Here is a 22,810-nt window from a genome sequence, read left to right on the forward strand (position 1 = left end):
TCCGTGCGGTTATTCTTCAGGGTTTGACGGCGCTCACGGCGTACATCGTCAACGACAGCTGGAACGCACCGCGATCGGCCGCCTCCGCGAGCGTCCGGACGAACCCGGGCCCGGCCGGTAGGTCGGTCATCTGGATCTCCCCCTCCGATCCGAGACCAACTCCGGCCAGGCCCAGGCACGGTTCACGGCAGTGGCTGCCATTCGTCGTTCGACATCCGGAGGATCGCCCACCCCACCGCGGCGAACCCCACTGCCTGCAGTCCCCAACCGACCAGGTCCAGCGTGTGACTGCTGATGATGACCGAGGTCAGGTGCAGCGGTTGCGAGATCGCGACTGCCACCGCGGCCCACCGGCCGCCGACCCCGGAGCGCCACATCGCGATCCCGAGCAGGATGGTGCCGAGCACGTGACCGATCACGAACACCGTTGCGGCCACGTCCACCGAGCCGTGTGTGACCTCGGCGACCCTCGTGATCGACGCCTGGTCGAGACCGGCCGTCCCGGCCGACCAAGCGAACACATCGCTCGACGCGGTCGTCGGCAGCGACAGGTAGCCAGGAACCATCAGGCACACCGCGATCCCGGTGAGCCACGGCGTACTGCGGCGCGTCAGCCGGCCGACGAAGTACACGCCCGGCACCAGCGTGACGAACGCGAGGTAGCCCAGCCAGAGCACCAACGAACTGCGATCGAGATCGCCGACGATCTTGCTGGTGATCGTCGAGGCGTCGTCCGTCGTGTCGTACGGCAACAGGAACCGCAGCAGCGCGACCGCCGCCGGCCCGATCGGCAGGATCAACGCGGCCATCCACCGCCAGACCGGGCGGATGTCAGCGCGAACCGGCGTACGGCTGATCGTCTCCGTCATCGCGCACCTGCCAGCTCACGGCTCGGCAGCAGTACGGCGATGACGCCGACGACTGTCGCTCCGACTCCGAATCCGGCCGCGGCGACCGCAGCCGCCGGTACGTCGGACGCGAAGAACGCCGGTACGGCGAGCAGCGCCGAAGCCAACCGCAGCGTGATCAACGGCGCCAGCGCCCACCGCTTCCCGCGCCAGGCGAACCCGACCAGCACCAGGCTGATCAGCCCGACCACCGCGGACCCGATCGCGATACTCATCGGCGGGTGGTCCCCGTCGGTGAGCAGCGGCGTCGCCACGTCCATCAGCGCGAGCAACCCGAGCAGCACCAGCCCGAATCTGTACATTTCCTTACCCCCTTGTTTCAGCGTTGGGCACCACCGTCGCCCGTGCGCCGTACCGTCCGCCTGGGCGCCGGATCCCACCCGGGCGGGCGGTTCCCCGGGCGATCCGGGATCGCGTTCCCGAGACGCCGGGAACCTTCCGGGCGCACACTGCCGGTATGACAACCTCTGTGAACCGCCGCGGCCTGGCCGGCGCACTGGCCGGTCTGGTGATCGCCGAGGTGACTTTCGCTGTCGTCTACGCCTTGTCCGCGGGCTGGGGCTGGGGTGAACTGGTCGACAACTTCGTCGTGACGAACGGCCTGATGGGCCTCACCTTCGGCCTGTGCGGCGCGGTGATCGCCTGGCACCGGCCGGCCAACCCGATCGGCTGGCTGTTCCTCGCAGACGGGATCGGCCACGCCACGACACCGTTCGCCGATGCCCTCGCGTACCTGGTGCACGGCGAACTTGCCCAGCAGATCCTCGTCACCGTCTCGCTGGCGGCCTGGCCGTGGTCGATCGGACTGTTCCTGCCGCTCTCGCTACTGCTGTTCCCGGACGGCCGGCTTTTGTCCCCGCGCTGGCGCTGGGCCGCGATCGGCATCATCGCGACCGCGCCGCTCTTCGTCCTGGAGATGGCCGGGAGCGGCGAGCCGGTCTCGCCCGACCTTCCTCGCGGCCTCTTGACCCTGCCCAGCTTCGACGCCCTGCAACCACTGTGGACAGCGACCGAGGTACGCAACCTCGTCGCGATCCTCTTGGCCCTGATCTGCCTCGCCATCCGCTACCGTCGCGCCGATGAAATGGGCCGCCGGCAACTGCTGTGGTTGCTCCTGGCATCGGTGATCGCGCTGCTCTTCGTCACGCCCTGGGCGTTCGTCGCCGGTACGCCGATCCTTGTCCTGCTGGCGATTCCGCTGATCCCGATCGCGGTCGCGGTGGCGATCGTCCGCTACCAGCTACTCGATATCCGGCTGGTCGTGTCGCGGGCGTTGACGTGGGCGTTGCTGTCGCTGGTTGCCATCGGCAGCTATGCGGCGTTGGTCGCGTTGCTCGACTCGCTGATCGCGTCGCAGGTCGGCCGGTCGGCCGCGGTGACCGTGTTCGTGGCGCTGATCATCGCGCCGGTACTGCCCCGCCTCCAGCAGCTGGTCGATCGAGCCCTGTACGGCGACCGGCACGATCCGGCACGGGTCGCGTCCCGCGTCGGCGAACAACTCTCCGCCGGCCTGCCGGGCGTGGTCGCAGCAATCCGCTCCGCACTACGCCTCCCTTACGCCGCCCTAATAGTCGACGGCCGCACCATCGCCGACGGTGCTGCTGGCACCGGCCGCGCCATCGCGGACGCTACGGCCGCTGACGGTCGCGGTGTCGCGGGCGGAGCGGGTGCTGATCGCAGCGGTGTCGCGGGTGGTTCTGCTGGGAGGTCCGTCGTACCGCTGGAGTTGTCGTATGGGGGTGAAGTAGTGGGGGTGCTCGAGGTCGGGGTGCGGTCGGGTGAGTCGGGGTTGTCGTCGGCCGATCGGAGCGTGCTCGCGCTGGTCGCCGTACCGCTGGCAGTGGCGGTGCACGCGACGCGATTGTCGGCGGAGTTGCAGTCGTCGCGCGAGAAGCTCGTGTCCGCGCGCGAGGAGGAACGACGGCGGCTGCGGCGAGACCTGCACGACGGTCTGGGGCCGACGCTTACGGGCGTCGCGTTCTCCGCGGACGCTGCCGCCAACCTCATCACCACCGACAAGGCCCTCTCCGCCGACGCTTCGCGAGCCGTCGAACTGCTCGCGCGTTTGCGTGCCGACACCCGCTCCGCGATCGCCGACGTCCGCCGCCTGGTGGACGATCTGCGCCCTCCGGCGCTGGACGAAATCGGCCTGCTCGGAGCCCTGCAGCAACGCGCCGACCAGATGTCGATCCGCGCCGACGGGACGGCGATCCGCGTCGTGGTCTCGGCGTCGGGGTTGCCGACATTGCCTGCCGCTCTGGAGGTTGCGGCGTACCGGATCGCGACTGAGGCGCTGACGAACGTCGTACGGCACGCGCGGGCAACGTCCGCCGTACTGACACTGCGGTGCGGAACCGAACTGGAGATCAAGATCACCGACAACGGCCCACCGACCGACCCCTGGCGCCCAGGCGTCGGCCTACAAGCCATGCAAGAACGCGCCGCCGAACTAGGCGGCACCTTCCAAGCCGGCCCAACCCCCACCGGCGGCCAAGTCCAAGCCCACTTCCCCCTCCCCCACACCGACTCCGACTCCGACAGCGAATCACCTGCCCCAGCCAACGCCCCCGCGATCCCGCACCACGCTGACTCGCCACCTGGCGACACCCCAACGACCCGAACCGGCACCACGCGACCGGCTGACGACGCCGGCGTCGGGCCGGCGGCTGACTCTTCCTTGGAGGTGCGGTGATTCGGGTTGTGCTGGCCGACGACCATCCGGTGGTTCGGGCCGGGCTGGCGGCGTTGCTCAGTTCGCTGCCCGGAATCGAGGTCGTCGGCGTCGCCGCGACCGGCCGGGAAGCGATCCGCGAGGTCGTCACGACCCGCCCCGACGTCGCCGTACTCGACCTCCAGATGCCCGACCTGGACGGATTCGCCGCCACCCGCGAACTCGCCCGCGCCGCACCCGAGGTCGCCGTCCTCGTACTCACCATGTTCGAGGACGACGACTCAGTCTTCGCCGCCATGCGCGCCGGCGCCCGCGGCTACCTCGTCAAAGGAGCCGAACAGGAGGAGATCGCCCGCGCCATCCGAGCCGTAGCCGCCGGCGAAGCCATCTTCGGCCCCGGCGTCGCCCGCCGCGTCCTCACCTTCTTCGCCGCCCCACCACCAACCGCCCCGTTCCCCGAACTCACCACCCGCGAACGCGAGATCCTCGACCTCCTCGCCGCCGGCCTCTCCAACCCCGCGATCGCCACCCGCCTCGACCTGGCCCCCAAGACCGTCGCCAACAACGTCTCCACCATCTTCACCAAACTAGGCACCGCCGACCGAGCCACCGCCATAATCCAGGCCCGCAACGCCGGCCTCGGCGTACCTAAGGACAGGACGTAGTCGCCCAGCCGGCACCAGCGCCCGCCTAAACTCCCCCTCCCGCCCCCAGATCTGCCCACTACCTCCTGTCCTTAAGCGCGCTCGGCGTGCATAAGAACGGGTAGTCCCCCCGGCCCCGCCCTTCTCCCGCCTCTCGGCGCCCAGCCCGGCAGCGCACCTCGTGACCACTACCCGTTCTTAGGTACGCCGATCGCCTTCAGGTAGCGCTCGCCCACAGTTCGGAGGTGGGCAACAAGGGCAGGTGGACCGTCGACGTGGAAGTCGAGGCCGAGCATGCCGATGTAGACGGCGATCACCTCGAGCGAATCGGCGCCGGTGACGAGGACGCTGGTGTTGTCGTCGACCGACTCCACAACCCCCACGGCAGCATGGATCCGGGACACCACCTCCTGCGCAGGCGCATACACCGTGATCCGCGCATGCACCTTCCACCCAGTCGACGCGACGTCACGTAGTACGAAATCGGTGTACGCCTCGTCGGTCATCGGCCGCGGTTGGTACCGCCGACCTGTTGCCATCCGCAACGACATCCAGTCGACCCGGTACGAGTGCCAGACCGTCTCCTCGTCCCGCGCCACGAGATGCCAGTACCCGTGCCAGCTCACCAGCCGGTACGGCTCGACGAGGATCGGCAGGTCCCGCCCGACGCCCGACCCGGCTTTGTACATGGAGACGCCATCCGGTACGACGTACTCGAAGCGGAGGTAATGCTCGTCCCGGATGCACGCCGCGATCGTCGACAGTACAGCGGAATCGATCTCGGGGGCGTCGACGTTCGAGCGCGTGTTGTCGGGGCCCTTGTCCATCGCCTCGTTGATCGCATTCACCTGGCGCTGCAGGCGATGCGGGAGCACCTGCTGGAGCTTGGTCAGCGCGCGGACACTGCTCTCCCCCATCCCGACAACACCCGCGCCGGTCCGCAGACCGACGGCGACCGCAACCGCTTCCTCGTCGTCGAGCAGCAGCGGCGGGAGCTTCGCGCCGACGCCGAGCCGGTAGTGGCCGGCCGGACCGCGTGTCGCGTCGACCGGGTACCCGAGCTCGCGCAGCCGATCGATGTCGTTCCGCACCGTCCGCGTCGTCACCTCGAGCCGCACTGCCAGCTCGGAACCGGTCCAGGCCGGACGTGTCTGAAGGAGCGCTAGCAGTGCTAGCAGACGCTGCGAAGTTTCCAGCAAATCAATCTCCCAATTAGGAATCTAATGTTCCTATACGGATTCTACGGTAGAGCCATGAACACGAACGAGAGCATCCGGCCCTTCACCGTCACGATCGCCCAGGCCGACCTGGACGACCTCAACGCCCGCCTCGCGCGGACCCGCCTTCCCGAGGCCGCGCCGGGCGACGACTGGGACTACGGCACTCCGAACCACTACCTCCGTGACATGGTCGACCGCTGGCAGAACGGGTTCGACTGGCGGGCGCAGGAGGCCCGGATGAACGAGTTCCCGCACTACCTGACCGAGATCGACGGGCAGACCGTGCACTTCATCCACGTACCGTCCGCGGTCGAGGGCGCCACCCCGCTGCTCCTGCTGCACACCTACCCGGGCTCGTTCGTCGACTTCCTCGACATGATCGGCCCGCTGACCGACCCGGTCGCGTACGGCGGATCCGCCGAAGACGCGTTCTCGGTGGTCGTACCGTCGATGCCGGGCTTCGCCTTCAGCACACCATTGGTCGACCGCGGCTGGACGATGGCCCGGGTGGCGCGGACCTACGACACGTTGATGCGGCGGCTCGGGTACGACTCGTACGGGACGCACGGGTCCGACGGCGGCGCGATGATCTCGCGTGAGCTCGGCGTACTCAATCCTGAAGGCTTCCTCGGACTGCACGTCCTGCAGCTGTTCTCGTTCCCGTCGGGCGACCCGGCCGAGTTCGAGAAGTTCACGCCGGAGGACTACGCGGCGCTGGAGCACCTGCAGTGGTTCCAGTCGGTCGGCGGGTACAACGCGATCAACTCGACCCGTCCGCAGACCGTTGCCGTCGGCATCTCCGACTCACCGGTCGGCCAGCTCGCCTGGAACGAGCTCTTCAACAACTTCGGCAACGGCACCAGCCTGGTCACCCAGGACCAGATCCTCACCGAGGTCTCGCTCTACTGGTTCACGAACACCTCGGCCGCGGCCGGCCGGTACCACTACGAGGAAGCGAACTCCGGCGCCGAGCCGCAGGTCAACCACGCCCCGACCGGCGTCGCCGTCTTCGCCGACGACTTCAAGACGATCCGCCCGCTGGCCGATCGCGACAACACGAACATCGTGCACTGGTCCAACTTCGAGAAGGGCGGCCACTTCGCCTCCCTCGAGCGCCCCGAAGAGGTCACCGCAGACCTCCGCAAGTTCTTCCGCAACCTCTGATTCTGGTTGGAAAGGCCGGCCCACCGGGCCGGCCTTCAGCCGTTGGTGTCGATAACGCCGATCTGCTTCGGACCCGAACTGTCGAGTACGCCGATCCCGGGCTCGAAGAACCGGCTGAGATAGATCCGCTGCCCGTCCGGGCTGACCGCCATCCGCGATGGCAGTCCCAGGTTCCCGACCAGGGAGCCGACGACCTCGCGACTCCCGACGTCCACGACTCGGACCGTGTCGTCGTTGCCCAACCGCCCGAAGACGTAGAGATGCTTCCCATCGTTACTCACGGCACCCGCTGCGGTCTCCGCCGGTATGTCGACCGACGTTGGCTGCGACCTCTCGACCTTCGTGTTGATGACGTCGTACGTCGCACGCCCGACAACATAAAGCGCTCCGTCGGGGCCCGGGACGAGGTCACGTGGCTCGTCGCCGACATTGATCGGACTCCGGGCCGGCTGCCGGGACTTCGCGTCGATGACCGCAACGGTGTCCGCGTCCTTGGACGAGACATAGAGCCGGCCGCGGTCGTCGATCGCGACATCCGTCGGGGTGGATCCCGCAACGAGTGGTCCGCCGACCGTCGACAGCGTCTCGGTGTTGATCTCGGTGATCGTCGCCGCCGTCTGACTGAGCACGAACAAGCGATGCGTGGCGGTACTCAGTGCGAACTTCGTCGGCCCCGGCGCGACGGCGATCGGCTGACCGACCACTGTCCAGTTGGCGGCATCGATCACCGAGACCGAGTTCGAATTGGAGTTGGCGACGTACAGCCGGGATCCGTCGGGCTCGACGATCAGGTTGCTCGGGAACTCACCGACCTCGAGCGGATCGCCGACGCGTTCCTGGGTCGTCGTACTGAACCTCATCACGCGGCCGTTTTCGACGTCGGTCGCGTACAGGAACCGGTCGTCCGGACTGATCGCGAGACCGACCGCGAGCGGAGCCTGAGGAGCAGGCGGTACGACGTTGATCGCGACGATACCGAGGACCGCGGGGGCAAAGAGGGCGGCCGTGGTGATCCAGCGGCGGAGTGGCTTACCGGTCCGGAGCATCACGGTTGCGACGCCGAGAACGAGCCAGACCGCGAGCAGCGCGATTGCGGCGAGTTGCTGCACGTCGGTTCTGCTCTGGAACCGCAGGAAGCCGAACAGAACCACGAACCCACTCACGACCCAGCCGACCAGGAACTGACGGTTGAAATGAATCAGCGGCCCCGCGATCGCGACCTCAGCTGTCAGTAGGTAGAGGAGCACAACGTTGAGCGGATGCACTCTGCTGTGTCGATCGAAGTACAGCAGGATCACGAGCACCAGGACTGCAGCCACGGCGCCGAGCCCGATCAGCAGCTTGTGCGGTGGGTTTCTCAGTGGCGGCGTACGGCGCAACCGGAACAGGCCGACGACGCCGGCGGCCAGCCACGCCACGGACGCAATCAAGTACCAGGTCGCTGGCAATGGGTGCAGGCCTGCGGGCAGTTCACGCGTGATCCAGCCGGTCGCCAGAGCAGCGGCCAGGAGCGCCGGCCCTGCCAGTCCGACAACGAAGGCGGTCGCGTTTGCGCGCAGCCTGATGACCGCCGGGACGACGCCAACCGCTAGCGCTGCTACGACAATCATTTCCCAGATGTGCGGTGTCGCGACGACCGCGCAGACGACTTGCGCGGCGGCGGCGATCACGGTCAGAGCCAGGATCGGCCAGTCCAGGTCCGGCAGACGGAAACGGCCGTGCCATCGCCTGGCGGTCGCTCGCGCCGCCGCTCCGAACGTCGGCCCGGTGGTACGTCTGGGCGTTGGCGTGGTGCTCGGTTGCGGGCGGACAGGTGGTGGCGGGTTGTCGAGGTACGCCTGCGCTGCGGTCGCGACGCTCCGGCTGTCGTCGTCGCGGAGTAGCTCGAGCTGCTCGCGCGCGGTACGGCGTACCAGCTCGTTGTTTGCCTGCAGCAACTGACCTAGCGGTGCTAGCGCGGTCTGACGGATCTCGGCGAGCGGACTGTTGATCGCGCTCGCAAGATACTCGGGCAGCGTCCAGCGCGGGTTGGAGGCAACGACCGTGCGGCCCTCCGTCTCGGCGAACTGGCGCGGACGCTGGCCCGGCTGCTCAGCGGTGACTGCCTTGTAGGTGTAGTCGTACAGCTCGTCGGTGGTGACATCGCCGTCGGCGTCCAGGTCGGCGGCCCCGGTACGCAGCCCTTCAATCAAGTGGTGCGTGAACACCGAACGGGGCGCGTCACCGTGGATCTGGCTACCTTCGAAGGCGTACTGCGTGGAGTCCGACGCGGTCAGCACGGTACGTCCACGACCGCCGAGCGCTTCCTGCGTATGCACCGCCGAGTCCGCCTTTGCGAACCGTTGTACGGCGTACGCACCGCTGTAGCAGCAATCCAGGATCAGGATCTTCTGCCGCGACGTACTCTCCGACACCGCCTCGTCCACAAGCTGCGCCGACAACGCAGTGAATCGCAGACTGTCGCGGACGGTGTCCTTCATCGCCAAGTAGAGCCGTCCGTTGTCGTCCTTCAGGCCATGTCCACTGAAGTAGAGCAGCGTCAGCTCGTCACGCTCACCCGCGGCGTAAAAGTCCGCGATCGCCTTGCCCACCTCATGCGTCGGCTTGTTGATCAGCACCTGTACGTCGAACCCGGCGACCGCGGGATCCTCGAGTACCTCGGCCAACGCCTCAGCGTCCTGAGCCGGCGCCGCCAACCGGCGCAACCCGGCGTCCTGGTACTCGTACGTGGCCACCAGCAAAGCCCGGCGCTGCCCCATCGCTCAGCTCGCTTCGTACCTGCGCAGGAACGCCTCGATCAACTGCCGCTGCTCCTCGTCCGAGGCCGCATCCACCTCGATCGACTCGTCCCCCACTGTCAGCTTCACGCGCTGCCCCGCCGTACGCCGCCCCAGCCAGTCCCGCAGTACCGCAATCAGCAACGGCACCATCCCACCCGCACCACCCAACGCAACCGCGACCGCCCCCACCGCAGCCGCATCGCCCTTGGCCCGGTCCGGCGCCGACGTCGGCACGTCACGTGTCTCGAACTGTTGCTGCAACTCCCGCCGCAACTGCCGAATCCCCCGATCCGCAACCTCCGGATCGACATCCACCAACACCACATCAACCCAAGCCCCCACAACCCACCCCTCCCCAAGCTCGCGCTAATAGTCCTCGACAACCCCACCCCTCCGCAACGGTAAGTAGCCACCCACCTCCAACCCGCACCCACCCAACCGCGCCGGTGCCGCACAAACAGGGAGCCCGGAGCGCCAAAGCACCCCGGGCTCCTTTGAGCTCCACCCATCTGGAGGGACGTCCGGGCAGAGCCTCCTCCACCGGCCAACACCCCCAGCCGGCGCGCACCCCCACTCACCCCACTTCCGAAACTACGCCCACCCCACCCACCCGACAACCGCTCCGAAGCCCTGTGGATAACTCACCTCGCAGCCCACACCAAACTCCTATCCTGAACAGGACCCCACCACCCGAAAGGACCACGAATGGACCCCGAAGAAACGCAACATCTGCTCCCCGACGGGAGAACGGTCTGGGTCCTCTCAACCGCAGAAGCCTCGAAGAACCTGCCCGCCCTCCTCCAAATGTTCCGGTCCGGCGCAGCCGAGCCTCTGGTGTTCGGCGACGCCGGCCAGCCCGAGGCTGCGGTCATCCCGTTCGAGGTCTGGCGAGCCCTGACCGAGGCAGCCACCGACGTGGAGGGCTTCGATTCCTCGTACTCACTCGTTCGGCACCGCCTGAAGAACCCTGGTGGGCCTTCTGTTCCCATTGAGGAGGTCGCCGCCGAGTTCGGCTGGGATCTCGATGAAGAGATCGACGACTCCGAGTTTCGCAAGCCGAAATGAGTCAGTACCGGCTCCTCGTCAATCACGAATTGCTGCTCTACCTCCGCGAGCTCGAGCGAGCCGCCCCCACTCAACCCGATGGCCTGCGTGCCCGGGAACTGCGTGCACTCAGGGCTGGCCTTCGCGCCATCGCAAACGGTGATGAAGCTGACTTCGAAGGCAAACGCCTTCGCTTCGCCACTCACGACCTCAGTGATTGCGCCGAGATCAAGTTGCCGGTCATTCCCGAGACCCGCGGAAGCCAGGAACTCGGCGCGTCGCACCGATTGGTGTATCGCGAGTTCCAGCCTGAGGATGGTGGCCCGCCCTACCGCGAGGCCGTCTGCTTCGAGCATCGTAAGAACGACCGCCCGTTCGAGGTCGCCGCCAAACGCCTGGGCCGCGAGGCGGCCGTCCGGCGCAACACACTCAAGTCGTACGGCGCGTCATCCGACATAGCCCCGATCCGCCAGAGCCTTCCAGCAGACCTCCGCATTGCCCTGGCCGCAGCATCCGGCGTCGCCCCTGCCTCAGGCGCGGTCCGCAGCGGACCGCACATTCGGAACCCACGGGTCACTCAACGACACGGCCCACCAAGCCGGGAACTCTGACGGTTCAGGCCGTGAGTGCGTGCGGCGGCTACTAACGCGGAGCGTCGGTTGATAGCCGGCCTAGCCACGCGCGAACGCGCGCTACGTCGGTGTACCCATGAGCCTTCAACGCATCGACTATGTCCTGACCGCAGATCATCACAATCGGGTGTCCATCGACGCGCACCTCCGAGTACGCCTGCGTCGCGAAGTGCGAGGTCGTAACGAACACACCGAACTCACGGTGCCTGATCCGCGAAATCAGCCGGGCGACGTCGCGGACCCCGACCGACGTGTCAGCGCTGTAGCACTTGGCCTCAAGCGCGAAGTCGAGGGCGATCCGATCAGACTCTGGCCCGATCATGTACTGCCCAACCGCATCTCGGCCGCCGTCGCGGCTGGGGCGTGTGACGTCACATCGCCCAGTAGCGGGCGCGACCAGACGCCACAGCTCAACAGCTATGGGCTCGAATTCGTGCTCACGTCCCTGGAAGTGGTCGCGGATCGCAGCCAGTATCGCCTGCCCAACTGGATCGCTGGGGAGCTGCTGAGCCTTGGCTTTGACGATGGTGGTCGCGGGAGCCTCCAGCGGGACATAGACCCTCCCGTCCACCCACGCCTTCCAGACCGCCGGGCAGTGCTCGCTCTCATATGCCCGGCCGGCCAGCACGTCATTGATCCACGCTCGCGGTATATGACCGGCATCCAATACGGTGAATCGCGCACGATAATTCTGAAAGCGCTGGCCACCGGTGGAGCGCCAGACAGCAACGAGATCGTCATCGCTTGATAGCGATGCAGCGCCCGGTGCCAGCAGGCCATTGAAGGCAACGCTCCGACCAGGCATGGCCCTGTGAAACAGCAGAAACGGCGGGACGGCTCGGCGATCGTTCAAGGTTCCATGTCCGAGCGCAAACGCATCCCGCAACAAGAGATTCCCACTGCGCTGAGTCTGGTGGAGCTCGCGCCCCGGCCGCCGGTTGTCTCCAAAGTAGGTGAACACACCGGTCCGCGGGTCGAGAATGTCCGGCCAGTCAACCTCGGTCCCGGACGTGTACAGCGCGACCAGTCGTGCCGTTCCGTCGCGCGGAGATCCTTTCGGCCGGAAGCCACCTTGATTGCCCACAGGCAACAGACGCGCAAGTGCGTCATCTGCCGCAGATCCCGCGGACCCTCCAGCATAAACGGCATCAACGACCAGATCTGCGGACTCAAGCCCAACAAAGGGATAGATAGGACCAGCCACGACTGCAGGCTATCTCGCGCCGGGATCGACGGAGCTATAGTCCGCCGGGCCGGCGGTAGCTCGAGGCTCGATTCGGCAACAACTGAGGCAATCGAGAGGCCGGCGACGGCCACCTCAGACTAAACTCGCGGCTCCACGACGGATCGAGGGAGCCTGCTAGAGAATGCCGGACATGCTGCCAGGAATGTCACCTCGATCAGGATCCTCAGAGAATGACGCAGTCGCAGCAGAGCTTCTCCGGCTCGATCCAAGCGGCGATCAAGTCGCAGGTGTACTACGCGAAACGCTCGATCAACTCCTTGACGGCCGACGCCGGGGGCGCTGGAGCTACTCCGCTCTCCACAAGACTGAGAAGACGTACATGGGCACGCTGGTCGAGATCAATCTCCACCGCGAGTTCGAGTTCGCGGATGGCGACGTCACCGACTATCGGATCGCTGGCATCGAGGTGGACTGCAAGTTCTCCCAGTCCATCGGCGGCTGGGAGTTCGGGCCGGAAATGGAGGGCCATCTAGCTCTCGTCGTGTGGGCCAATGACCAGAACAGCGCATGGCGTGCCGGGATCGTGCGCGCAACAGCCGACGTACTCCGAGAATCCAGGAACAGGGACGCAAAGCGAAGGCTGACTCGGGACGGCGTCGGGCGAATTCGGTGGCTCTGGGCCGAGCACCCTGGCCTGGAGCCAAACCAGCTGCTGCAGATGCCCGCCGCGCATCGCGAGCGGATCTTTTCAGCCCGCGCGCGATCCGGCAACCAGCATGGGCAGGCACGGCTGCTCCAACTCTGTCGGGAACTGCCGGGCGTCATCCTCCGAAGGACAACAGTGGAGACGGTCGGATGGGGACTCGACGATCCCATGAAGCGGATGCGCTCGAACGGTGGTGCCCGCGACAAGCTACGTCCGGAAGGCCTGCTCGTCCTCGGTCACCAGGACAACGATCCCGCAGTCGCGCGGGCACTCAGCTTGCCCGTGCCGGCGAAAGGCCAGTTCGTAGTATGCCGAGTCGTCCCGTCGAAGCACTCCGTCGGCGCCGAAATTGAGGGCTCGTGGTGGCGGCAGGCAACCGCAGACGATCCGGTCGTGCCTGCGCCGGTCGTCCCGCGGTAACCAGAGCAGAGTTCCCGAAGGTACCTTGGCCGGTATCCTCGGTGCTCGTGAGTGATTCGGTGCTGCCTGGTATGCCGACTGTGCAACTGGAGTCCGACCCTGCGCGCGATGAGGTCGTTCAAGCCTTCGGTAAGGCCGATCCGGATGGGTCGCGGGCTGCGGCTGTGTTTCGGGCGACGTACGACCAGTTGTACGACGGGCAGCACACTGGGCGGTTTCGGTGGGATCAGTTGTACAAGACTGAGAAGACTCACTACGGGACGCTGCTGGAGATCAATCTGCGGCGGGAGTTTGATGACGTTATCGACGACACCGTTGAGGGTCACGCGCTCGACTACTCGATCTGTGGATATGACGTCGATTGCAAGTTCTCGCAGAGCTTCGGCGGGTGGATGCTGCCGCCTGAGTGTTTCGGCCAACTGCTGCTGGTGGCTTGGGCTGATGATCAGCGTGGGACGTGGTGCCTTGGAGTCGTGAGAGCGACTGATACCAACCGGCGATCCAGCGTGAACCGGGACGGCAAAACTCAGCTGAGCTTGATCGGCCGGCAGCAGATCGCTTGGTTGCACTACGAGGCGAGCCTGCCGCCCAACGTGCTTCTTGGGCTGGACGCGGCGACACTCCGGAAGATCGTCGCTCCGAAGTCGGGGCAAGCTCGAGTGACCGAGCTGCTCAGACTTGTGAGGAAGCGGCGGATCGGCCGCAACACGATCGCGACTCTGGCCCAGCAGGACGACTACATGGCTCGGCTCCGAGACAACGGAAACGGTTCGCGGACGAGGCTTCGGGAGGAGGGCTACCTGATCCCTGGCGGCGACTATGAGGCTCATCGCACAGTCGCCAGGCAGCTCGGAGTCGAGGTCCCAGGCCCAGGTGAGGTGATCAGCCTGCGGGTTGTTCCCACCGAGCCCGGAGCGCCTTGGACAGTGGAGCTCGAGGGGCGGCACTGGCGCCTCGCGCGTGGGGACGAGCCGGTGGTCGAACCAGCTCCGAAACTTCCCGACGTACGCAAGGCGAAGTAGCGCAGCAGCAGTCCATCTCCCTCAGCCACCAGAGAGCAGACCGGAAGCCTCGAACGACCGAGCCCTAAGAGTGAGCCAGGCACATGGGAGACGACAGCCTAGTGGACACGCCCACAACGCCCGGACGATCGCGGAACATGCAAGCCATCCGAAGGACGAACACCAAACCCGAGATCCTGCTGCGCTCAGCCCTGCACCGATCTGGCTATCGCTTCCGCAAGGACCTCAGTATCTATACGTCATCACGCCGAGTACGGCCGGACATTGTGTTCACGGCACGCAAGGTGGCAGTGTTCATTGATGGGTGCTTCTGGCATTGCTGTCCTGAGCATGGACGGCAGCCATCAGTGAACTCGCAGTACTGGTCGCCCAAGCTCCAGCGCAACGTCGAGCGGGATCGCCTTGCCGATGCTGCATTGGACGACGATGGATGGTCGGTCGTCCGCATCTGGGAGCACGAAGCCCTCGACGAAGCTGTTGAAAAGGTAGTGAGCGCTCTTCAGGATCGGAGCTAGCTGACCTTCGAGCGCATCTGAGCTAGATATTCATGACGGACGTGATCGTCTTGGCCGATGAAGGCTCGGAAGTCGCCTAGCTTGTAGGCCGGCTCGCCGGATTCGGAGTCGATGGGCTGCATATTGAAGTCGCGCATCAGGTGCTTGAGGCGCAGCTCGATCTCTTCGAGTGTCAGAGATCCATCGATACGTTCGAAGATCTCGGCGATCGTCAGCGGATCGGTAGCGGCCCGCAGGACTCGGTAGACCTCATCGTGAGCGACGGCCTCGGTATGTACGCGCGGCTCGCCTTCGTGGTTGAGGGCAGCGACTATCTGCCGGCCAATCGCCCTCGCAACCGGAGGCGGGAACGCGTTCCCGATCTGACGGTACTTCGAGGTCTTTCGTCCAGCGAAATGCCACTTCTTCTCGTCCCAGCCCTGCAGCCGCGCAACCATCTCGACGGTCAGCTTCGGGTCGTGATCCTCTGGAGCGTCGGCCGACGGCGCCGCGTCCGCAACCCCGAGACCATCGACGCCCATGTCGCGCCAAGCTCGTTTGGCCCGAGTTGGGCCAAGGTCGGCTCCACCGTGCTTTTTGGAACCGCCAACGATGGTGGGAGCGATCTTGTTCGCCCGGCCTGCCCAGTGGCTGGCGTGCTTCCAGCCATTCGCGGCCATGAGGTCTACAAGCTCCTCGCCAACAGTTCGTCCAACTGGCGAGGCCTCTGGCCAGATGAAATACGGCGCGTCCTCCTCTCTGAGGGCGACGAGCACGAAGCGGGGACGCAACTGCGGAACCCCATAGTCCGATGCGTGCAGCAGGCGCCAGTCGGCGACGTACCCAAGCTCATTCAAGCGGTCGAGAACGTGTTGCCGGTACGCCGAGAAGCGTGGCGCGGACAGGCCCCTAACGTTCTCAAGCATCAGAGCGCGCGGCCGCATGATGCCGCAGAGCTCGACTGCCCACGCGAATAGATCGCGCTCATCGTTCGCGCCGAGTTGCTTGCCTGCGATGGAAAACGGAGGGCACGGTACGCCTCCGGCCAGGAGGTCCACATCGCGGAATTGCTCCGGATCCCAGACTGCGGGATCGGCGACATCACCAACGCGCACGTCCCACTTCGGCCGGTTGAGCTTCAAGGTCTCCGCGGCCATGGGGTCGAGCTCCACAGCCAGCGCGTGCTCGAAACCAGCAAGCTCAAGCCCGAGAGCCTGACCGCCTGCTCCTGCGCAGATCTCTACTACTCGCAATGAACTCACGAGACCTCCCCCGTAGTTCGAACATTTGTTCGAGTGTAGAGATGAGCTTCGAACCCGGTCAAATCCGCGGGCAGATTCGCGGCAAGGGGCTGAGTCGAGCTAGGCCAGCCCAGACCTCGAGCCTTGCGCTGCTTCGACTCGGCGCATCTCATGCCGATAGGTTCCGCTCTGCCAGGGGATCGAACAGGCAGAGCTTAGCGCCTGCCCGCACGCTGTCGCGGGACGCAGGCCGACCCTGGCCCCAACTACTTTCCGGGCACGCCCAGACACTGCACTCCAGCAAAGGGCGCACAGCGCGCTCAGAAGTCCAGCCGATCAGACTGTGCGGATTCCCCTGTTGGACATCTGTCAACAGTCGATGGAGGTTAGGAGGTATGGACTTCACTCAGCTTGGGCGTACGGGACTGAACGTCAGTCGGATCGTGTTGGGGACTATGAACTTTGGGCCTCTGACTGAGGTGGGGGATGCGCACGCGATCATGGATGCGGCGCATGACAAGGGGATCAACTTCTTCGATACGGCTAATGGGTACGGGCGGTCGATCTACCCGGGGCGGACCGAGGAGATCATCGGGGAGTGGTTCGCCAAGGACGCCAAGAACCGTGAGAAGACGGTGCTGGCGACCAAGGTGTACGGCGACATGGGCGATGGCTGGCCGAACGAAGGAAAGCTGTCGGCGCTCAACATTCGGCGGGCGCTGGACGCGAGCTTGAAGCGGTTGCAGACGGACTACGTGGATCTGTACCAGTTCCACCACATCGACCGGAACACGCCGTGGGAAGAGATCTGGCAGGCGATGGAGGTCGCCGTACAGCAGGGGAAGGTCCTGTACGCCGGGTCGAGCAACTTCGCCGGATGGCACATCGCGCAGGCGCAGGAGGCGGCGGCGCGGCGCAACTATGTCGGGCTTGTCAGCGAGCAGTCGCTGTACAACCTCGCACAGCGGGACATCGAGCGTGAGGTGCTGCCGGCGGCGCAGGCGTACGGGCTGGGCGTGATCCCGTGGTCGCCGCTGCACGGTGGGCTGCTGGGTGGCGTGATCCGGAAGGAGAACGAGGGCGTACGGCGCCTTGAAGGTCGCGCCAAGGAGACGCTCGAGAAGCTCCGGCCGCAGATCGAGCAGTACGAGGCGTTCGCGGACGAGCTCGGGCACGAGCCGGGTGAGCTCGGGCTCGCGTGGCTGCTGCACCAGCCGGCCGTGACGGGCCCGATCGTCGGCCCGCGGACAATGGAGCAGCTGGAGTCCGCCGTACGCGCGGTCGATATCAAGCTCGACGAGAAGTCGCTGACCCGCCTCGACGAAATCTTCCCGGGCTACAAGACCGCCCCGGAGGACTACGCCTGGTAGGTCCCAAGTGCCGCCGTACACGATCACGTGTACGGCGGCATTCAGGGCTGGACCGAGTCGAGGAACGCACGTACGGCGTCGCGGTTGTCGATACGGCGCCACGCGACCGCTAGCTCAGCCGGCGGGAGATCGGGGACCGGGCGGCAGACCAGGCCAGGGCGTTGGTAGAGACCCGTGTTGCCTTCGGCTAGGAGGGCGATGCCGACGCCGGCGGTGACCAGTTCGAGGACCTCGTCAGCGGCGGTGGCCTCGGCCGCCACGACAGGCGGACCGGGTCGGGCGTCAACGGCCAGCCAGAAGTCGCGGAGCGGTCCGGCTGCCGCGGGAAGAGCCACGAAGGGCTCGTCCAGGAGCAGCTCGAACGGGATCTCGGCGCGGTCCGCTAAGGGATGCTGGGCGGGTAGAGCGACCCAGCGGGGTTCGGAGATCAGCACACGGGTCGCGAAATCGGTGGAGATCGGGAGCCAGACGAAGGCGACGTCGCTGGTTCCGTCGGCGAGGCCGGCGGTGGGGTCGTCCCAGCCGACCAGGCGCAGCGAGACCGTCCAGCCGGGGAGCGTGGCGCGGAAGCGTTCGACCGCGGGGCGTTGCAGGTCGCGACCGACAGCAGTCTGCATACCGACGACCAGCTGATGCGGGTGGGCAGCTGCCCGCGCCTCGGCGTACCCGCGGTCCCAGGCGGCGAGCACCTCCCGCGCGACAGGGAGCAAGACCGACCCCTGCGAGGTCAGCGTCAGTCCGCGCGGCCGGCGGTCGAAGAGGTCGAAGCCGAGGCGGCGTTCGAGGGCGCGGAGCTGCTTGGACAGCGCGGGCTGCGAGACGAACAGGCGGGCGGCCGCGGCCGTCACGGTCGATTCCTCGGCGGCCGCGACGAAGTACCGGAGCTCGCGCAGGTGCGCATCCATAACCAACGGTTATATCAGCAGGTCTTGGTGCGGCGGCGGGGTGCGCGTCGATGCTGGGCGCATGACGAAGACACGCAACCTCGGCGGGCTCGACGTACCGGCGATCGGATTCGGCGCGATGGTGCTCTCCCCCGGCATGTACGGCGCGATCGACGACGACCGTGCGCTCGCGGCGCTGACCGCGGCGATCGACGCCGGCGGGACGTTCATCGACACCAGCGACGCGTACGGCGAGAACGGGCACAACGAGAACCTGATCGGGCGGGCGATCCGTGGGCGGCGCGACGAGGTGACGGTGGCGACCAAGTTCGGGCTCGCCCTGCAGGACGGTGTGCAGCCCCATCGGCTGAAGGTCGGGTTCGCGTTCGAGGAGCTGTTGGTGAACGCGGAGCCGGGCCACGTGCGCGGGTACGCCGAGTCCAGCCTGCGCAACCTCGGCGTCGACGTGATCGACCTGTACTACCTGCACTTCCCGGATCCGCAGGTGCCGATCGAGGACACCGTCGGCGCGATGGCCGAACTCGTTGCCGACGGCAAAGTTCGACACCTCGGAGTGTGCAACGTGACGGCGCAGGAGCTGCGGCGCGCGTACGACGTACATCCGATCGCGGCCGTCCAGACCGAGTGGTCGATGTGGCGGCCGATCGACCCCGAACTCCTCGACGTGGCGCGGGAACTCGGGGTCGGCGTCGTACCGTGGAGCCCGCTCGGCGCAGGGTTCCTGACGGGCACCGTGCAGACGCTGGACGAGGACGACTTCCGGAACAACGCGCCGCGTTTCGATGCCGCGAGCCTGAAGGCGAACAACGCGTCGTACGACGCGCTTCAGGCGCTCGCCGCCGACCTCGGGATCACGCGGAGTCAGCTCGCGCTCGCGTGGTTGCTGCACCAGGATCCGGCGATCGTGCCGATTCCCGGCAGTCGTACGCCGGCGCACATCGTCGAGAACCTGGCGGCCGCGGACATCACCCTGCACCCGGACACGCTCGAACGCATCGACGCCGTACTCGCGAAGCTCACCCCAGTCGGGGCAACGCTTCTGTGAGGTCAGGCGTGGACGGCGGTGGTGGGGAGCATGCCGATCAGGGCGTCGGCGGCGAGGGAGGCGGCGGGGCCGGTGGGGACGGCGACGGAGACCTGCCAGTCGGAGGCGGTGCCGGGGGCCAGGGAGACGGTGACGTGGTCGCCGCGTTTGGCGGCGATGCGTTCGGGGACGAGCGCTACGCCTAGGTCGTGGGCGACCAGGGCCAGGAGCGTGTGTACGTCGTTGACCTCGATCGTCACCGGGTGCGCGACGCCGGCGGTGGTGAAGGCGCTGTCGGAGATCGCGCGGGCGCCCCAGGTCGGGTCGAAGTCGACGAACGACTCCCCCGCCAAGTCGTCGAGAGTCACGCCGGACGCCTTCGCGAGCCGGTGGTCGGGAGCGCAGACGAGGACCATCGACTCGCGCGACAGCGGGCGCAGGTCGAGCCCGTCGACCGGGTCGCCGGCGGTCGCGACGAACGCGACGTCGAGCCGACCGGACGCGAGTTCGTCGAGCATCGGCGTGGAGCCGGCCTGGCGGACCTCGATCTCGACGCCCGGGTACGCGGACCGGAACTTCGCGAGCAGCGCCGGTACGTCGACCACCCCGAGGCACTGCTCGAGCCCGACCGTGAGGTGACCACGCAGCAGCCCCTGGACCGCGGCGACCGCGTCCTTCGCGGCCTCGGCGGCGGCGAGGGTACGTCGTCCCTCGCACAGCAGCGCCCGCCCCGCCTCGGTGAGCTCTACGCTGCGGGTATTGCGGACGAACAGACTCGCGCGGAGCTCACGTTCGAGCGCGCGGATCGAGGCGGACAACCCCGACTGCGAGATCGACATCGCCTCGGCGGCCCGCGTGAAGTGCTTCTGCTCGGCCACCGCCACGAAGTGTTCCAAGTGCCTCAGCTCCATGACTAAGAACTGTAGTCGATCGAAGGAAATCGATTCACCTGTCCTGCATGTTGGCGCGACCACTCGGCCCGCCATCGCGGACCGCCAGGCCATCACAAATGGTGCCCTGCCGCTCGCTCCAGGCGGCGAACGGCGCCGGCCGCGTGATTGTGATGGCCTGGCAGTCCGGAACGAGCCGACCCAGCGGACCTGCGCCACTCACTAACTCGGACAGGACCGGGTGTCGCGCTCGTTCGACACGCTCAGCAGCCCGATGCGACGACCGAACCCACTCGCTTGGTGAGTGCGGCAGGTCCGCACGGGGAGCGAGCACCCAGATATCCACAGGTCGAAAACAGCGCGCTCACGGCGGGGCCGTTCCGAATACGTTCCCCGGCATGGACGATCCGCTGGCGGACGAGCTCCGCGATCACTGGACAGATATCGGCCTTGGCCGGACCTTCACCTTGCTCATTGCCGCTCAGGAGCACGTGAAGATGAGACGGGCTGAGCGAGCGTTGGCGATTTGGCAGCAGTTGATTGATGAGGGAGGCACAGCTGGTGACGACGCCCGGGTGGACTATGCCGACTTCCTGTTCGAAGCGGGCAGGAACGACGAAGCACGGAGCGAGCTCGACGCCGTGATGGCGAGCAATCGGATCTACAGCTTCGCCTGGTGCAGCGCAGCCGAGTTGCTCGAGAAACGCGATGAGTTGGACGAAGCTCTGCTCTGGTACGAAATCGCGGCCGACCAGCTGACCGCCGAGGACGTGAGCACCGGCTCGCACCGAATCCAGGATCTGGTGACCGGTCGTCGACGCGTGAAGTGGGCGTTGCAGTTGCCGCTCGACGGCCTCGATCTCATGGGCGCCCAGGGTGAGGACGAGGAGGCGGACAGAGAGGCCGAGCTGCGCGATCTGCTGCGCAATCCGGTGGTGATCGCCGGCACGATCCAGGTCTGGGATCGCAGCGAGTTCGACGACGCCGTGCGATGGCGCAGACAATTGATCGGCGAGAACGCGGACGGCTACTGCCACCGGGTCGAGCGTGTGCTGCGCGCCCAGGCTCAGCGCGTCACGATCGCCACCTGGACGTACGGCGGCCTGGTCGATTGCCTGCGCGATGTCACAGTCCGGCACGATGAACTGCCTGACGGTAGAAGGACCGCATGGCCACCGCCGCGCAATCAACCGTGCTGGTGCGGATCTGGCGTCAAATACAAGAAGTGCTGTGGCGGACCATTGCCACGCGTTGAGCCCGCGTCGAATGTCAGTAGGTATGGTGTCGCCCATGGCGGATGAGGAGTTTCGGGTTGAGGTTGTGCTCAGTGACGAGGGGCACAGGTTGACGTTCTGGGATCGGTTGCGGGCGTTGGATCTGGATGACGACGCGCGGGAGCGGCTCGGGAGTCAGGTGACGGTGACCCGGGACGGGAACCGGATGCTGCTGTACACGCACACGCTCGACGACGCGCAGGAGGCCGCGCGGACCGCCAAGGATGTGGTGGCCGACGAGCACCTCGACGCGACGTACACGGTCACGCGGTGGAATCCGGCCGAGCAGGACTGGACCGACCCGAACGCGCCGGTCGGCCCGCACGATGCCGCCGGTGACGCCGCGAAGAACGCGGACATGGAGGTCCCGGACCCGCGGTATGTCGTGATGCAGGCCTACAAGCCCGAGTTCCTCCGCGACCTCGGCCTCTAAGCCGAGTCAGCCGCGCCTGCAAGCCGGGGCAACCGAGCCTCACGCCGGGGTCAGCCGGGGACGTAGCCTGTTTGGTGGCACAAGGTGTTGGCGGCGGCTTGGTGGGTGGCTGCTTCGGCGGGGCGGTCGAGGGCTGTGCAGCAGCGGGCCAGGAGGCTGCGAGACCACTGCCGTCCGATGCCGTACTCGACGGCTTCCGACTCGGCGAGTGCCTGCAGGGCGACGCAGGCGTCATACGCGTTGCCGATCTCGCGGCTCTCGCGCAGTACGTCGGTTGCGATCCGGCGCGCTTGTTCGTAATGGCCGAGCCGGTTCTCGACGCCGGCCCTGGCCAGTCCCCACTGGACCCGGTTGAGACGGTTGTCCACCAGCGGCTCGGCAGTCCGCAGATCCGCCGCCGCGAGGTCCAGCTCGCCGAGTTCCTTGTACGCACCTGACCGGTTGACCAGGGCAACGAGTTGGTCGTTGCTGGTGGGCCCGGTGTACTGCAGCGACTCGGTGATGCAGGCGACGGCCTCACGGAACTCACCGAGATGTACGTCGGCGCCGACGATGTCGCGCAGGCGCCGTACATAGGTGTGGACGGTGGCGGTCGGGTTCGCCGGCTGGGGCGCGCCGTCCGGCCAGAGCCGATCGATCAGCTCGCCCACCTGCACCTGACGGTGCGGACGCAGTAGGAGGATCGCGAGCAACGAGCACAACCGCGGCGCCGGCGCCGGAACCGCACGTCCGTCGACGACGATCTCGAGCGGGCCGAGGATGTGGAACTCCATCGCCTTTAG

The 22,810-nt window shown here is 66.7% G+C and carries 22 protein-coding genes; 12 read left to right on the top strand and 10 right to left on the bottom strand.

Annotated elements, in window-relative coordinates; genetic code table 11:
* Positions 1 to 182: 182 nt before the first annotated feature.
* Both E0H45_RS22430 and E0H45_RS22435 read right to left on the bottom strand, forming a co-directional pair.
* Entirely contained in the window at positions 183 to 869 is a 687-nt protein-coding gene (locus tag E0H45_RS22430) for a hypothetical protein (RefSeq protein ID WP_131340226.1), read from the bottom strand.
* Entirely contained in the window at positions 866 to 1,210 is a 345-nt protein-coding gene (locus E0H45_RS22435; RefSeq protein ID WP_131340228.1) for a hypothetical protein, read from the bottom strand. Before E0H45_RS22435 ends, E0H45_RS22430 begins: the two co-directional genes overlap by 4 nt.
* Positions 1,211 to 1,365: 155 nt before the next feature.
* Here E0H45_RS22435 and E0H45_RS22440 point away from each other — a divergent pair, with 155 nt between their 5' ends.
* Together E0H45_RS22440 and E0H45_RS22445 are read left to right on the top strand one after the other, a co-directional pair.
* Positions 1,366 to 3,600, top strand: a complete 2,235-nt coding sequence (locus E0H45_RS22440) for a sensor histidine kinase (RefSeq protein WP_131340230.1) — start codon at positions 1,366 to 1,368, stop codon at positions 3,598 to 3,600.
* Positions 3,597 to 4,244 carry a response regulator transcription factor gene (locus E0H45_RS22445; protein WP_238155151.1) on the top strand — a complete coding sequence of 216 codons (648 nt, stop codon included), beginning with the start codon at positions 3,597 to 3,599 and terminating at the stop codon, positions 4,242 to 4,244. The genes E0H45_RS22440 and E0H45_RS22445 overlap by 4 nt, the downstream gene beginning before the upstream one ends.
* A gap of 167 nt (positions 4,245 to 4,411) precedes the next feature.
* On the opposite strand, the gene E0H45_RS22450 is transcribed toward E0H45_RS22445, so the two are convergent.
* Positions 4,412 to 5,422, bottom strand: coding sequence for a helix-turn-helix transcriptional regulator (locus E0H45_RS22450; protein ID WP_131340232.1), 1,011 nt, complete (start codon positions 5,420 to 5,422; stop codon positions 4,412 to 4,414).
* A 54-nt stretch (positions 5,423 to 5,476) separates the two neighbouring features.
* Between E0H45_RS22450 and E0H45_RS22455 the strand changes: the two genes are divergently transcribed.
* Entirely contained in the window at positions 5,477 to 6,607 is a 1,131-nt protein-coding gene (locus E0H45_RS22455; RefSeq protein WP_131340234.1) for an epoxide hydrolase family protein, read from the top strand.
* Positions 6,608 to 6,642: 35 nt separating this feature from the next.
* Here the strand turns inward: E0H45_RS22455 and E0H45_RS22460 are convergent, their stop codons facing one another.
* Both E0H45_RS22460 and E0H45_RS22465 read right to left on the bottom strand, forming a co-directional pair.
* Positions 6,643 to 9,366, bottom strand: coding sequence for a caspase, EACC1-associated type (locus tag E0H45_RS22460; protein WP_131340236.1), 2,724 nt, complete (start codon positions 9,364 to 9,366; stop codon positions 6,643 to 6,645).
* A 3-nt stretch (positions 9,367 to 9,369) separates the two neighbouring features.
* On the bottom strand, positions 9,370 to 9,702 hold the full coding sequence (locus E0H45_RS22465; protein WP_131340238.1) for an effector-associated constant component EACC1: 333 nt from the start codon (positions 9,700 to 9,702) through the stop codon (positions 9,370 to 9,372).
* Positions 9,703 to 10,092: 390 nt separating this feature from the next.
* Between E0H45_RS22465 and E0H45_RS22470 the strand changes: the two genes are divergently transcribed.
* Complete coding sequence (locus E0H45_RS22470; protein WP_131340240.1) at positions 10,093 to 10,452, top strand: hypothetical protein; 360 nt, start codon at positions 10,093 to 10,095, stop codon at positions 10,450 to 10,452.
* Positions 10,449 to 11,042 carry a hypothetical protein gene (locus E0H45_RS22475; RefSeq protein ID WP_131340242.1) on the top strand — a complete coding sequence of 198 codons (594 nt, stop codon included), beginning with the start codon at positions 10,449 to 10,451 and terminating at the stop codon, positions 11,040 to 11,042. Before E0H45_RS22470 ends, E0H45_RS22475 begins: the two co-directional genes overlap by 4 nt.
* Positions 11,043 to 11,073: 31 nt before the next feature.
* Here the strand turns inward: E0H45_RS22475 and E0H45_RS43895 are convergent, their stop codons facing one another.
* Entirely contained in the window at positions 11,074 to 12,267 is a 1,194-nt protein-coding gene (locus tag E0H45_RS43895) for a restriction endonuclease (RefSeq protein ID WP_131340244.1), read from the bottom strand.
* A 184-nt stretch (positions 12,268 to 12,451) separates the two neighbouring features.
* Here E0H45_RS43895 and E0H45_RS22485 point away from each other — a divergent pair, with 184 nt between their 5' ends.
* The 3 genes from E0H45_RS22485 to E0H45_RS22495 all read left to right on the top strand — a co-directional run bounded on the left by E0H45_RS22485 (position 12,452) and on the right by E0H45_RS22495 (position 14,912).
* Positions 12,452 to 13,375, top strand: coding sequence for a NaeI family type II restriction endonuclease (locus E0H45_RS22485; protein ID WP_238155186.1), 924 nt, complete (start codon positions 12,452 to 12,454; stop codon positions 13,373 to 13,375).
* A 71-nt stretch (positions 13,376 to 13,446) separates the two neighbouring features.
* Positions 13,447 to 14,397, top strand: coding sequence for a NaeI family type II restriction endonuclease (locus E0H45_RS22490; RefSeq protein WP_131340717.1), 951 nt, complete (start codon positions 13,447 to 13,449; stop codon positions 14,395 to 14,397).
* A gap of 83 nt (positions 14,398 to 14,480) precedes the next feature.
* The gene (locus tag E0H45_RS22495) at positions 14,481 to 14,912 is read left to right on the top strand and encodes a very short patch repair endonuclease (RefSeq protein WP_131340246.1); all 432 of its coding nucleotides are present in this window, start codon (positions 14,481 to 14,483) and stop codon (positions 14,910 to 14,912) included.
* On the opposite strand, the gene E0H45_RS22500 is transcribed toward E0H45_RS22495, so the two are convergent.
* Positions 14,909 to 16,153, bottom strand: coding sequence for a DNA cytosine methyltransferase (locus E0H45_RS22500; RefSeq protein WP_131340248.1), 1,245 nt, complete (start codon positions 16,151 to 16,153; stop codon positions 14,909 to 14,911). The genes E0H45_RS22495 and E0H45_RS22500 overlap by 4 nt on opposite strands.
* 374 nt (positions 16,154 to 16,527) lie before the next feature.
* Between E0H45_RS22500 and E0H45_RS22505 the strand changes: the two genes are divergently transcribed.
* Positions 16,528 to 17,502: an aldo/keto reductase gene (locus E0H45_RS22505; RefSeq protein WP_131340250.1), complete on the top strand. Its 975-nt coding sequence runs from the start codon at positions 16,528 to 16,530 to the stop codon at positions 17,500 to 17,502.
* 41 nt (positions 17,503 to 17,543) lie between these two features.
* On the opposite strand, the gene E0H45_RS22510 is transcribed toward E0H45_RS22505, so the two are convergent.
* Positions 17,544 to 18,407 (bottom strand): LysR family transcriptional regulator, encoded by an 864-nt coding sequence (locus tag E0H45_RS22510; protein ID WP_131340252.1) that lies wholly within the window; start codon positions 18,405 to 18,407, stop codon positions 17,544 to 17,546.
* 61 nt (positions 18,408 to 18,468) lie between these two features.
* On the opposite strand from E0H45_RS22510, the gene E0H45_RS22515 reads away from it, so the two are divergent.
* On the top strand, positions 18,469 to 19,452 hold the full coding sequence (locus E0H45_RS22515) for an aldo/keto reductase (RefSeq protein WP_131340254.1): 984 nt from the start codon (positions 18,469 to 18,471) through the stop codon (positions 19,450 to 19,452).
* A gap of 2 nt (positions 19,453 to 19,454) precedes the next feature.
* Here E0H45_RS22515 and E0H45_RS22520 read toward each other — a convergent pair whose 3' ends face one another.
* Positions 19,455 to 20,342 carry a LysR family transcriptional regulator gene (locus E0H45_RS22520; protein ID WP_131340256.1) on the bottom strand — a complete coding sequence of 296 codons (888 nt, stop codon included), beginning with the start codon at positions 20,340 to 20,342 and terminating at the stop codon, positions 19,455 to 19,457.
* 377 nt (positions 20,343 to 20,719) lie between these two features.
* On the opposite strand from E0H45_RS22520, the gene E0H45_RS22525 reads away from it, so the two are divergent.
* Together E0H45_RS22525 and E0H45_RS22530 are read left to right on the top strand one after the other, a co-directional pair.
* Positions 20,720 to 21,622 (top strand): SEC-C metal-binding domain-containing protein, encoded by a 903-nt coding sequence (locus E0H45_RS22525; protein ID WP_165546545.1) that lies wholly within the window; start codon positions 20,720 to 20,722, stop codon positions 21,620 to 21,622.
* A complete protein-coding gene (locus tag E0H45_RS22530) occupies positions 21,612 to 22,028 on the top strand; it encodes a hypothetical protein (protein WP_131340260.1) in 417 nt (138 codons plus the stop codon). Before E0H45_RS22525 ends, E0H45_RS22530 begins: the two co-directional genes overlap by 11 nt.
* A gap of 50 nt (positions 22,029 to 22,078) precedes the next feature.
* On the opposite strand, the gene E0H45_RS22535 is transcribed toward E0H45_RS22530, so the two are convergent.
* Positions 22,079 to 22,801 (bottom strand): AfsR/SARP family transcriptional regulator, encoded by a 723-nt coding sequence (locus E0H45_RS22535; RefSeq protein WP_165546546.1) that lies wholly within the window; start codon positions 22,799 to 22,801, stop codon positions 22,079 to 22,081.
* Positions 22,802 to 22,810 lie beyond the last annotated feature (9 nt).

It is taken from the genome of Kribbella soli (assembly GCF_004331345.1).
GTDB lineage: Bacteria > Actinomycetota > Actinomycetes > Propionibacteriales > Kribbellaceae > Kribbella > Kribbella soli.